This window comes from Neobacillus drentensis (genome assembly GCF_036962125.1).
Lineage (GTDB): Bacteria > Bacillota > Bacilli > Bacillales > Cytobacillaceae > Neobacillus > Neobacillus drentensis_B.
On the sequence record NZ_JBALOA010000023.1, the window covers coordinates 10,699 to 22,946 of the forward strand.

General features: G+C 37.9%; 10 protein-coding genes. 5 read left to right on the top strand and 5 right to left on the bottom strand.

What is annotated here, in order from left to right:
• Positions 1 to 25 precede the first annotated feature (25 nt).
• A complete protein-coding gene (locus V7121_RS19085) occupies positions 26 to 1,801 on the bottom strand; it encodes a vWA domain-containing protein (RefSeq protein WP_335547449.1) in 1,776 nt (591 codons plus the stop codon).
• 82 nt (positions 1,802 to 1,883) lie between these two features.
• Between V7121_RS19085 and V7121_RS19090 the strand changes: the two genes are divergently transcribed.
• Positions 1,884 to 2,033, top strand: a complete 150-nt coding sequence (locus V7121_RS19090) for a hypothetical protein (RefSeq protein ID WP_335499671.1) — start codon at positions 1,884 to 1,886, stop codon at positions 2,031 to 2,033.
• Positions 2,026 to 2,958, top strand: a complete 933-nt coding sequence (locus tag V7121_RS19095; protein WP_335547451.1) for a hypothetical protein — start codon at positions 2,026 to 2,028, stop codon at positions 2,956 to 2,958. Before V7121_RS19090 ends, V7121_RS19095 begins: the two co-directional genes overlap by 8 nt.
• Before the next feature lie 69 nt (positions 2,959 to 3,027).
• Here the strand turns inward: V7121_RS19095 and V7121_RS19100 are convergent, their stop codons facing one another.
• On the bottom strand, positions 3,028 to 3,327 hold the full coding sequence (locus tag V7121_RS19100; RefSeq protein ID WP_335499667.1) for a DUF4359 domain-containing protein: 300 nt from the start codon (positions 3,325 to 3,327) through the stop codon (positions 3,028 to 3,030).
• Positions 3,328 to 3,649: 322 nt separating this feature from the next.
• Here V7121_RS19100 and V7121_RS19105 point away from each other — a divergent pair, with 322 nt between their 5' ends.
• Positions 3,650 to 4,558 (top strand): CPBP family intramembrane glutamic endopeptidase, encoded by a 909-nt coding sequence (locus V7121_RS19105; RefSeq protein ID WP_335547453.1) that lies wholly within the window; start codon positions 3,650 to 3,652, stop codon positions 4,556 to 4,558.
• A gap of 57 nt (positions 4,559 to 4,615) precedes the next feature.
• On the opposite strand, the gene V7121_RS19110 is transcribed toward V7121_RS19105, so the two are convergent.
• Positions 4,616 to 5,227, bottom strand: coding sequence for a hypothetical protein (locus tag V7121_RS19110; RefSeq protein WP_335499662.1), 612 nt, complete (start codon positions 5,225 to 5,227; stop codon positions 4,616 to 4,618).
• 312 nt (positions 5,228 to 5,539) lie between these two features.
• Here V7121_RS19110 and V7121_RS19115 point away from each other — a divergent pair, with 312 nt between their 5' ends.
• On the top strand, positions 5,540 to 6,961 hold the full coding sequence (locus tag V7121_RS19115) for an Ig-like domain-containing protein (RefSeq protein WP_335547455.1): 1,422 nt from the start codon (positions 5,540 to 5,542) through the stop codon (positions 6,959 to 6,961).
• 132 nt (positions 6,962 to 7,093) lie between these two features.
• On the opposite strand, the gene V7121_RS19120 is transcribed toward V7121_RS19115, so the two are convergent.
• Entirely contained in the window at positions 7,094 to 7,666 is a 573-nt protein-coding gene (locus V7121_RS19120) for a 3D domain-containing protein (protein ID WP_335499658.1), read from the bottom strand.
• 381 nt (positions 7,667 to 8,047) lie between these two features.
• Here V7121_RS19120 and V7121_RS19125 point away from each other — a divergent pair, with 381 nt between their 5' ends.
• Positions 8,048 to 11,065, top strand: coding sequence for a S8 family serine peptidase (locus V7121_RS19125; protein ID WP_335547456.1), 3,018 nt, complete (start codon positions 8,048 to 8,050; stop codon positions 11,063 to 11,065).
• A gap of 42 nt (positions 11,066 to 11,107) precedes the next feature.
• Here the strand turns inward: V7121_RS19125 and tagU are convergent, their stop codons facing one another.
• Positions 11,108 to 12,031: a polyisoprenyl-teichoic acid--peptidoglycan teichoic acid transferase TagU gene (tagU, locus tag V7121_RS19130; protein WP_335499653.1), complete on the bottom strand. Its 924-nt coding sequence runs from the start codon at positions 12,029 to 12,031 to the stop codon at positions 11,108 to 11,110.
• Positions 12,032 to 12,248 lie beyond the last annotated feature (217 nt).

Here is a 12,248-nt window from a genome sequence, read left to right on the forward strand (position 1 = left end):
GCCGCTGACCAGGGCGCTTCCGCTTTTAATTTATATACTCTATAAATATGGACTTATTAACCTTTTTTAGAACAAGGCGGAGACGGTCATTTTTCTTTATTTCAAATCCCTTTTTGGCGTCAATGGCGCGTCCGCCTTTTTCAACGGTACAACCGGAGCTATTGATGAGCAGTAGCTTATCACCGGCCGCCGGCTTGAAAATGATTTGATCGGTTTCGGCGAATTCTGGTGCCAAGGACAGAAGTTGATGCATGCGGAACCTTCCTTTATAGCTTTTTAACTTTTTGTATTGCGGGTTAGTTCGTTCACCAGTATCTTCGTCCTTTATTTCCACCACGATTTGCCCGCTAAATCTGCGCTTTGCTCGCTTCATTTTTGATAAAAAAATAGAAACAAAGGCTGCAAGCAGGAGGGCACTTCCAACCGCTGCTACTACATACAGCCATGGAAATGGATTATCGTCTTCTGTTTTGGCAGGCTTAACTATTTCCGGAGTCTTGGCTGAATGATGAACGGTTATCTTTTGCGGTGTGGTTTCTCGGAAAAAGCTGCTGTCTTCCGCTTTTACCACCACCTCATAGGCAGAGGCATTCCCAAGCTTGGTTTGTCCTGTAAAGCCTTGAATACCTGAGTTTAAAGCAACTTCCGTAACTTTATCATTATCGAGGTCTTTGACATAAAGTGTTGCTTTCATAGATTTATAGATCAATTTATCAGAAATGGCTGTGTCATTATCTTCAAAAAATGCGCCAATTTTGAGCGTGTCGCCTGCATAGTAGCTCTGCTTGGTAAGTGGGTCCAACTTGAGCTGTAAATCATAGTTAAAGACGAGATTCATATCAATTTTATCTTTGTCTACCCCTTTAACCCTTAGCTTCCAATCGCCTTGTTCAGGCTGCAACAGCTTAACCATCGAGTAGGACTTTGATTTTGAGAATAAAACTTGGTTGGAAGGAATTTCCAACTCCTGGCCGGAGGGGTTTATCAATTTCACTTCAACTGGTTTACTAGAAATCATTGAAATATTGGCCTCGAGCACATTTTCATTCGGGACATGGAGGTTAATATCTTGAAATTGGCCATTCCCGACGATTTGATCCAAGGGAACAATTTTTAACTTAAGGTGGTTGGCAAAGATTTCACTGAGAATACCAGGTAGCTGATCGGCCGAACTTGCTTCAAAGAATTTACCGTTTGTACGATTCGCGACATCAGTAAGAACCGTTTTGTTCAGTTTGCCATCCGCGTTCAAACCAATCGTATAAATCGGGTAGCCTTTTCCCTGTGCGGCAGCAATGGCCATCTCTAAATCACTATTCGCCTCTTCTAAGGTTCTGGTTTTGTTGGGATCTAATTCGTTATTTCCATCGGCGAGCAGAACAATCAGCGGATCGTAATCCTGTTCATGGCTGGAATCCAACACCTTAACCGCTTCTTTCACCCCAGCTGATAAATCTGTATACGTGTACTTTTCAAGCGAATCGATGAAATCCTTCAAATCCTGTTTATCCTGATTTGAGCGGATTTTCACTATTGCCTTTTCGCGCATGACCGCATCCGCATAAGCGATGACCCCAATTTTATCTCCATTAAAGGAGGTCATATCAATAAACATCTTCATCGCCTCACTGCTAATATTCATTGGGTCACTGCTTTTCATTGAATTACTAACATCCACTACGAGCATTCCTTCCATTCGAGAAGTGGAATTAAGTGGACTCGCAGCACGTACACTAATATAGCTCAAGCTGCAGAAAAGACACGCGATTACAATAAAACTACTCATCCATTTTTTTATCATCTGTATGCAACCTCCAACAGCTAAATGTATTTTGGGATATTGACCAATTTTGATAGAACTATTCAAAGGAAGGGAAGAGAGTATGTATAGTCTCATATTTACAAGTATCCTAGTTTTGCTTCTAATCTGGAAAACCTATAAATTAGTGAAAAACAAAAGGAACAGCGGTTATTTCGATGATATTGATGATGAGTTGGTCATCATGTTGAATGAAGGTGATTTCAATGACTAAGCAAGCCATCCAGTTTTCCAAGAAAAAAAGGTCGAAATATCGCTTTCAGAAGTTGAAAATGTGTAAAAAATGTCATCGTTATTCGGTTGTAAACAGTGAAATTTGCCCGGAATGTGGTTCGACGTTTATCGGAATCGAGCGTCTGGTTCAATCGATTTATAAAAAATGCTTATTTACGGAAGCAATTAAGATTTTGCTTCTTGTCTGTATAGGAATTGTGGCTGCTCCGACCGTAAACTCACTATACATCTCATTCATCACTGGAATCCTCTTTTTGGTCAGTTACGTCCTATTAGCCGCAATCTATAGAAAAAGTGAATATTTTAACCACCTGAAAAAGCTGCTCCGTGTCGACCTTAGAAAAATTCGAGAGGGCATCCAATTTGACAGTGACCTTGCGGAAGAGGATATCAAACAGGAAAAAATGGTCTCCGCTTATGAAAAATTACGCGAAATTGGTGATTTTATTTATAGTGATCAAGTAAAATTACGCCGTGTAATGGTCCTAAATGCTACCTTTCTAAGAAGAGATATGGAGCTTGAACTAGAGCCCCTTATTCCTTCATCCTATGATAAGGAATTTGTAAAATATGCTCTTGAGGTACTAAAAATCAATCGAACGCTTTTTACGAAAAAGTGCATCGCTTATTTTTTCACGCATCGTGCCGAGATTATCAGGGATTTTGGGTTAAATCCACTAATTTCTGTCGCGGGTACAGTGTTGCGGATGAAATTATATATCCTTGAATTTTCACAGTTCATCGAGGAATTTCTTGAATACTTACCAAGAGACCGGTTCTTGCGGCTTTGCAATCTAATCTATTCGTACCCTGAAGTCGAGTGGGGCAGTCTAAAGGAACAGGTGCAGCGTTTAGTGGAACGAGAGTATCATTACGATCCTGATTTTAAGCAGTTTGTATCGTAGGAGAGGAATTCATGAATAATCGAAAAAAGACCAAACAGGGGCAAAAGCTCGATGTCTGATCTTTTCTTATCAATTTGATTTTTTTATCGTAAAGAATTTATTAAATATACCAATCGACGTAATAGTCCCCAAGCCTACCTCGGAAAAATCCGTTTTGTAGATCGAGAAAATAAAATAATCTTTCTGTGTAGTTCCCGCGTCAAAAATGGATTTCCCGGCTACTGAAAGTACCCCTTTCTCAATTAGGCTCGAAGATTTATCCATCGTTTTGTGATTAACCCAGTCGATATAAGCAGAGCGTTCAGGATTGGTTGTTGATAAAACATAGAGAATGGCGATTAAGATTATGGAAGGAACTAGACGTTTCATTTAACAAGACTCCTAACTTTTTAAGATAATCCAATGCTTGTACCATCATATGTATCTAAGAGATTAAAAATCACAATAATTTACTACTTATATGGAAAGAAAATTTGGATGAATATTAACTATGAATATGATAGATTAGTACTAATATATTCTTGGGAAAAATGAGGGGATCGCTTCGTGTCGAGAAAATGGAAGTGGATGATTGCTTGTTTCTTATTCCTGCTGGTTATGAATGGGTTTGGAATAATAGTAGTAAAGATGTTAGGCAGGTAAGGAGAAGGCTGTATTCTCCACTAAATTTTGATAGGCAGGCGGTGATGGGATGAGGCTGACAACAAATTTAACAAAACCAATTTCTAAAAAACTACTTGTTGCGATACTAATTATTACATTTGGGGCGGAAATTCTTCTTTATCTCACTCGATACAGTTCCATGGCTAGCACGTTATATGATGCGGTTATGGTGTCTTCATTTTTCATCGGCTGGAAGCTTTACCCGAGACTTGAAAACGGCGAGACCAATCGAAAAAGTCCGCGCCAGCATATGCTGCAATTTACTGGAGCTTTTCTGATTTTTTTCCTGGGGAGTACGGTAATTAATGTCTATTCAAGTCTAACCTTTACAGATTTTAACGAGGATTATGATCATTATGTTCAAACCTACACGGAGTCGCAATCCTTTGAAAAGGAGGATAAATCGAACTCTGCTGTTCATGAGATTCCAGTTACTTCCTTTTTTGAAAAAGTAGATACAGTTAGTTCGGATATCTATACCGATTCATTGGCAGGTTTGGAGGAGGTTTGGCGGCTGGCCTATATGATTCTATTACTCGTGATTTTTAGAAAGGTGTTTCCACGGCGCTGGGAGAATGGTTCGAGAGATATATTCTTATTGGCTGCCCTGTTTATTACCTCGATTTTGTTTGGAATTGACCATACGCTCGATACCGAGCAGCCTTGGGCAATCCGACTTGGGGCGATTGTCACCTTCGCAAATATGGGATTTTTGTTTGGTGTGATCCTGTTATGGACGCGGAACCTTTGGTTGACGGTTATTGTCCATGCTTTATATGACATTACCGCAACACTTTCCTGGTATTATATCGAATACGCAGTGGAGTATTTTACCTTAGGTGTTTTAATTCTCCACATCTATCTCCTTACGTTAGAAAAATTAACTCAAAAACGTTCCATGCAGGAAAAGATGACAGTCCCTGCAGGTCCATTATGAGAATTGATAAAAAGGTAGAATATAGGAAAAGGACTGCCGAGGTTTTGGCAGTCCCATTTATTGCTTCATTAAATAGGATTTAGAGTTAATCCAATATTGAATGATCCCATTTTCTTTCCGCTGATAGACAATCTTTTCTCGCTCAAAACCCTTGATTAAACTATCCGCTGCCAATTCCTGCTTCACACGGAGTTCAACTAAATCTTTATCTAACTGAAGTTGATCTAAATGGTTTGTGTTTTCAATCGAAGTCATTATGTTCAGACGCTGTTCAATGACATCGCTTAAATCCTGTTGATGTTCATGGAAGCTTTTTGATGTCTTCAGTTGGTTTACTTTTGTTAAAAGATTCTTTTGTTTTGCTCTGCTTTGACCAATACTTCCACTCTTACCGGTTAAAACGTCATTCAGGACTGTTTCACTTTGCTCGTTATAGTCAAGGACTTTGGTTAAGTAAGAGACTGTTCCCGACTGTTTTGGAATCCAAAGGTCTTTTAAAAATAGAGACCAGGAAATAACTAGCAGGATGATGGTTATAATCGTAAAAATCAATTTGTTAGAAGAATTTCTCTTATGCGGAAGTGCTATTTTTGGTTGAGGATGGGCAAGGGCTTTCAATTGTAACTCTTCGAGTTCCTGCTTTACTTTTTGTTGGGCGGTTGTCAGCATTTTCTTGCCCTCCTGTCATTATAGAATGGTTAGAAACTATTAATATCCTACACAAAAAACAACAAAAAATCCATTTTTTCTCCAATTTTTATGAAAAAACTAGTAAATTAGTATTATTTCCCGAGAAATGTAGAATATTGTTAGACGTGGGCCAAGAGTATTAATGGTGGGATTCTGTTCTACGTAATATAAGAAATGAAAAATTTGTAATTAATTGCCGAAATATATATATAGCAATCTATTTCTATTAAAACATTATTTATGGTATTGTATTATAGGAATAAATGGAAAAATACAGAGGGGGCTCTACTAGTGTTTAAACGGTTTTTGAGTGGCTTTATTATTTTATTTCTAGTATTTTCAGTTTTTCCTGGTGCACAAGGCGCCGAGGCCAGCACAACTTCTAAGAACCAACTGATTATTATTAACAAAAAGGTTAATAAACTCGCATTTTATGAGAATGGTAAATTAGTTAAAACATACAGTGTCGCAACAGGAAGAACTTCAAAACTTACCCCAGAAGGGACTTTTTACATAAGAGAGAAGATTGTTAATCGACCTTGGTATAAAGAACATATTCCAGGCGGGGACCCGCGCAATCCACTTGGAAAACGCTGGATGGGATTAAGCAAGCAAGAAAATGGCGGCTATCCATATGGAATCCATGGGAACAGCAACGAAAGTTCAATTGGTAAATATGTATCACATGGATGTGTTCGGATGCATAATAAAGAGGTAATAGAATTATATAGTAAGGTTAAATTGGGAACGAAAGTAGTTATTACTACCTCTAGTAAAACCTTTAACCAACTAGCTGCACCATTTTATAAAAATATCGATATCAAAGCTCCATCTGTTCCAACCGTTACGACTGTTTCAGACAAATCAACAACAGTATCTGGTAAAACAGAAAAGGGTGCAAAGGTTACTGTTAAAATCGGTTCCAAAAAGTACACGAAAACAGCGAATTCAAAAGGTAAATTTAAGATAACGATTCCAAAACAAAAGGCTGGCAAAAAGTTATACTTATCAGCGGCTGATAAATCAGGAAACATCAGTAAAACCAAAACTATTGTTGTTAAGGATAAAACAGCTCCAGTGGTAAGCGGGGTCACTAATAACAAAACCTACAATAAAGATGTAAAGATCACCTTTAATGAAGGAAAAGCGACATTAAATGGAAAAGCAATTAAGACAAAATATGTGGCTAAAGCAGATGGCAAACGCACTTTAGTGGTAAAAGATGCAGCTGGTAATAAAACAACGGTAGTGTTTACGATTGATAAAACAGCTCCTGTAGTTAGTGGAGTGAAAAATAATGCACTATATAACAAGAACGTTACCATCTCCTTTAATGAAGGAACCGCTACATTAGATGGGAAAGCATATAAAAACAAAACTGTTGTTACTGCAGAAGGAAGACACACATTGGTTGTCAAAGATGCGGTAGGTAATAAACGAACTGTCGTGTTTACTCTTGATAAAACTGCACCAGTTGCACCAAAGGTTATAACAGTTCCTGATAACACTACAACGGAAATCGTTGGAACGGCAGAAGCAAAGTCAACTATTACAATTAAAGTAGGTACCACTGTAATTGGAACTGGTATTACTGATCAATATGGAAAATTCAAAGTTGTTATCATGCCTCAATTAAGCAATACTAATTTAATCATTACTGCAACTGATGCTGCAAAGAATGTAAGTTCTGAAATGCTTGTTACTATTAAATAAATGTGTAAAACAGCACCTAATTGTTCATGATTAGGTGTTGTTTTTATTAGTTTAGTAGAGGAAGCAAGGTAAATATCAATTTATACAACAAAAAAGTCCCAAGTGATTAACTCACTTGGGACTTCGCTTATATTATTTTAATATTTGCACTTTAACTGTTCGTCTTCCCCATTGAATCGCTTTTTTATAAGAAGGAACGAAGATATCAATTTTCTTCCCTCTAATAGCACCGCCTGTGTCGCCAGCAATCGCATAGCCATAACCTTCAACATAAACCTTTGTGCCAAGCTTAATCACTTTTGGGTCAACGGAGATTACTTTAAGTTTTGGATTTTTCTTTAGGTTTAATCCTAAAGCAGTGATACCAGAACAATTTCTACAATTTGCTGTATAAGCAGTAGCACTAACTGTTATTGTCTTTACTACTCTTGGCTTCTTTGCATTACTAGTAGTAGTTGTGACTTTCTTAGCAGCTGGTTTACTAGTGACGTTAGATACCTTTAACTTTTGATTCGGGTGAATTGTATTTGACTTAAGGTTATTCCATTTTTTTAATGTATTCACTGAGACTTTATATGTTTTTGCAATACGATAAAGCGAATCGCCACTCTTAACTTTATATGTATTGGATGATGCTAATGCGCCATTACTACTTCCAAATAATAACATACCTGCCATACTGAACATGATTAGGAATTTCTTCATTAACTGATAACCCCTTTCCTCTGTTATATAAAAGTTACCACAATAATATTACACAAATATTTCAATAGCTTACTAGTTTCATGACAAAACCGTTATAATAAGGTGTCAGGTACCACCCATGGACAAAACCTTCGGTTTTGTACGCCTGGGGTGGACTTTATGTGTATTGGAATTATTTTGAAAAACCGAAAGAATTGTAATCTAATAGCTATCTTATGAAAAGGTGGAAATCAATTTGTGTAACAAATTCCTTTTGCAATATTAATATGAGAATGAACAAAATTATCTTTCTTCCAATGCAACCCAATCTACTAAAAAGTGATAAAATAAATTAATAATATAGAATGACATTTTTTGAGAAAACATAATGGGGGATTACTAGTGAAATACATTTGCTCACTGAGCTTGATGGTGCTTAGTTTACTATTTACGTCATCGGGTGCAATGGCGGATGGGATTAACCCCCATCCTAAAAAAATCGATCCAGAAGTCCTATTTAAGGAAAAGGCTGAATATGTAGCTGAGGAACTGATTGTAAAATTTGCACCAGAAACAGCAGTATCAGAACGTGAGGACCTGCTGAAACAAGTAAATGTAATAGAAAAGACGCCCTTAGAAGATCCAGATTTTATCTTAGTGAAAGTCAACCAGGGCATAGATCTAGCGGATATTGCCAAACAATTATTAATGAGTAAACAAGTCGTTTTGGTCGAACCCAATTATAAGTACAAAAAAGCCTATTTGCCAAAGGAACCCAGCTATAATCGGCAATGGTACCTAAATAAACTTCAACTGCCAAAAGCATGGGACAAGACAAAAGGTTCTTCGAAGATTACTGTTGCGGTTATTGATGGTGGAGTTCAAAAAGATCACCCGGACCTTAGAGGGAAAATTGTCAGCCCCTATAACGCAGTCAATGGTTCCTCCAGTTATGCTCCTGACGAACATGCAACACATGTGGCTGGAATAATCGCCGCAGGCTTTAACAAATTTGGAATAGCGGGGATTGCCCCAGATGTCAAAATCATGCCAATCAACGTGTTTCAAGGGGATCAGGCAAGTGTAGAAACGGTCATTCGGGGCATTTATTATGCGGTCAAACATCACGCCGATGTCATTAATATGAGTCTTGGTGATGATAATAAAAGTGAACTATTAGAAACGGCTACAAAATATGCAAAATCCAAAGGTGTAGTCCTCGTAGCTGCCGCTGGCAATTCCAGCACGTTTAAGCCGATGTATCCAGCCGCATCCGAGGGTGTATTGGCTGTCAGTGCAACCGACCGAAATGATCGAATTGCCAGCTTTTCAAATTATGGGAATTATATTGACCTTGCTGCTCCCGGCGTGGATATCTATTCATCTATAGCAGGAAGCACGTATGCAACATACAACGGGACATCGATGGCTGCCCCAATGGTTTCAGGAATTGCGGCGCTTGTACGGTCGAAGAACCCATTTTTAAGCCCCAGCCAGGTTGAAGCAATTTTGAAAAAATCAACCATTGACCTCGGCAGCAAGGGGTGGGATGACGAATACGGGTATGGAAGAATTGATGCATACAAGGCGGTCAACAACACATCTGTACCTATTTCCAGCATTACTGCTCCCAAAACATATACGATGAAGGGGAAAAATAAAGCTGCTTTCTCCTTTAGTGCAACAAGTAAAACCAAGGTTTCATTAACCATAAAAGATACACATGGAAAAACGGTGAGAAAGGTATTATCGAATAAGATCTCATCAGGAACGAAAATTTCTACCTCTTGGGATGGAAAAACAACAAGTAAAAAGTTTGTTCCTACTGGTACTTATAAAATAGAAGTAAAAATCACAAATGGTACAGACAGCCTCTATAAAAGCACAACAATCAAGGTTGTCAATCATACAAAACCAGCTATTCTGGTGTCAGGTACCTATTCCTACTCACCTAATGTGAAGGGGCAGATTACCATCCCATATGTATTAACACATAAAGTAAAAGTATCTGCTGCGGTGACGGATATATCCGGCAAAACTGTAAAGGTACTACTTTCGAAAAAGACCACTTCTGCTGGGAAGCATTCGATCGCCTGGAATGGGAAAACAACCAAAGGGTATCAAGTCAAGGATGGAACATTCTATCTTGTCATGTCATTTACAGATAGCACTAATAAACAAAGCAAGCCAAAGAAGGTTCAAGTGAAAGTGGATACGGTCAGGCCATCAGGAAGGCTATCACTTTCATCCACTTTGTTTAAAATGAATACAAAAACCACTAACACAATTAAGATAGTAGACATGAAGGAAGCTTCCAATCTCATCATTCAAGTGGTTAGTGACAAAGGGACAATCATTAAGAATTTAATCAATAAACAAAGCAGCGCTGGGACCATCACTGCCAGTTGGAATGGGAAAAATGATAAGAATCAATTGGCACCGGAAGGAACGTACCGATATTTTGTCCAGTTAAAGGATATGGCTGGGAATATAACAAAGATGAACAGCCCATTGTTTACTCTTCAAGATTGGCGTGTTCCTGTGATTTCATCTGGGAAAGAATATTATTTAAAAACAAAAGATCCGATGACAATTGGTTATACCCTAAACAAGCCTGGGAAGGTGACGGTTGGCATATATAAAAATGGCAAAAACGTTACCGCCATTAGAACGGACGCAGCAGAATCAGCCGGTCAACACACTTTTATATGGGATGGGACGGATCAGAATAAAACTCCGCTCAATGATGGCGAGTATCAGTTTATCATCAAACTTGAGGATCAGTATCTTGTAACGCAAATCTACACGGGTAAAATTCATATCGAGATCCATAAAATCGAAATAAGTTATCCTGCTGTCGTCATGTTTTATCCAGGAGAAGGCAGTGAGGTCCATTACAAACTATCAAAGGCGAAAAATGTAACGGTAGAAATTTTTAATGCATCAAATCTAAAGGTGAAAACCATTAAACAAGATGTACCAGTTAAAGATGGAAGCCAATATTTTAGTTGGGATTCTACCAATGATACCGGAGGGATTGAAAACGGTCCGAATTATTATTATGTAATCACAGCTAAGAATTCTTATGGTCAACAGTCCATAAAAGGGAAAATGGCGTCAACGGGCAATCCAGCGTGGTTAGCTTCCCATAGTTTTGGTTTCCATGTAGGATCAGATCAAATTTATTACGACCAATTGCAATTGAAGATAAATACAACCCAGCAAGCTACTGTTATCATCCATGTCCATAACTATGAGGGCAGCGCGCAAATTGCAGAGAAGCAATACACGCTTAAGTCTGGTTCCAATACGATTGTCTATACCAAACCTTCTAAATATTATTGGTTTTACTATCTAATCGAATATCGTGATCTATTAGGAAATCAATACTGGTACGAAATTAATGAGTTAAATTATTAAAATAAAAACCCTCAGTCATTTATCAGACTGAGGGTTTTATCGTTAAGTAGTCTCTAACTGTGTTTTTAGTTCAGTTTGCAGACGTAGTTTTTCATCATCGGGTACTACGTAGTAATAGATCCTGTTTATTCGGGTTCCCTTGCCTTTAATGGTCATCTGATCAATATTACTGCCAACTCTTTTATAATTCTTCTGAATCGACATCATTTGATCAAAAGTAAGGTTGGTTTTCACGTTATTTCCTAGGGCTGTAAAGATATCACTGTAATTTGCCAGCGAAGATAAACTTGCTCCTTCTTTAATGACACCTTGAATGATTTGACGCTGGCGTATTTGCCGTCCAAAATCACCGCGTGGGTCTTCTTTTCGCATCCGTGTATAAGCGAGTGCTTTTTTTCCATTCAAGGTAACCTGACCTTTAGGAAAATGATAGCCGCCATAGGAAAAGTCCAAATCATTATCAACAGTAATCCCGCCGACTGCATCGACAATATCCTTAAAGCCTTCCATGTTCACTTTCACAAAGTAATCAATTGGTATATCTAAAAAGTGTTCAACCGTGTTCATTGCCATTTCTTCACCGCCAAAGGCGTAGGCGTGGTTGATTTTATCCTCTGTACCTTTACCAATAATTTCTGTCCGAGTGTCACGTGGAATACTGAGCATCTTAACTGAATTGAGATTTGGGTTGACAGTTAGCACAATCATCGTATCTGAACGGCCACGATCTCCTTTACGCTGGTCAACACCCAGGAGTAAAACAGAAAAGGGATCCTTTTTATGTAATTCCACTTCCTCTGTTCTTTTATCTGATGTTCTGTCAATAGGGTGATGCATCGTTTGAACAGCATTTTGTAATGAGTTATATACTGAATAGGCGTAAACCCCGATTCCAATTAAAAGCAAAACTAAAACTATACCAGTTATACGGAGCCATCTTTTCTTTTTCTTTTTATCAGCTCTCATCAAGCGTTCCTCCAAAATATAATTTAAACCATATTTTAGAATAGCAGATTATATCGAATTTTTATACAGTTTTTTGAAGAACTTACATATTTTTAACTGGAATTTTTGGGAATTATATTTTTTTGTATGTTTTATAAAATATTTGTCGAAGGCTTTTTTGAGTGAAAAAGAAGATTTTTTCAAAAATATGATAAATTTCTTACAAACCCCTATTATT

Coding starts and splice junctions, on each gene's coding strand:
- V7121_RS19090 (WP_335499671.1), top strand. CDS start 1,884: ATGTATAGTCTCATATTTACAAGTATCCTAGTTTTGCTTCTAATCTGG.
- V7121_RS19085 (WP_335547449.1), bottom strand. CDS start 1,801: ATGATAAAAAAATGGATGAGTAGTTTTATTGTAATCGCGTGTCTTTTC.
- V7121_RS19120 (WP_335499658.1), bottom strand. CDS start 7,666: ATGAAGAAATTCCTAATCATGTTCAGTATGGCAGGTATGTTATTATTT.
- V7121_RS19105 (WP_335547453.1), top strand. CDS start 3,650: ATGAGGCTGACAACAAATTTAACAAAACCAATTTCTAAAAAACTACTT.
- V7121_RS19110 (WP_335499662.1), bottom strand. CDS start 5,227: ATGCTGACAACCGCCCAACAAAAAGTAAAGCAGGAACTCGAAGAGTTA.
- V7121_RS19100 (WP_335499667.1), bottom strand. CDS start 3,327: ATGAAACGTCTAGTTCCTTCCATAATCTTAATCGCCATTCTCTATGTT.
- tagU (WP_335499653.1), bottom strand. CDS start 12,031: ATGAGAGCTGATAAAAAGAAAAAGAAAAGATGGCTCCGTATAACTGGT.
- V7121_RS19095 (WP_335547451.1), top strand. CDS start 2,026: ATGACTAAGCAAGCCATCCAGTTTTCCAAGAAAAAAAGGTCGAAATAT.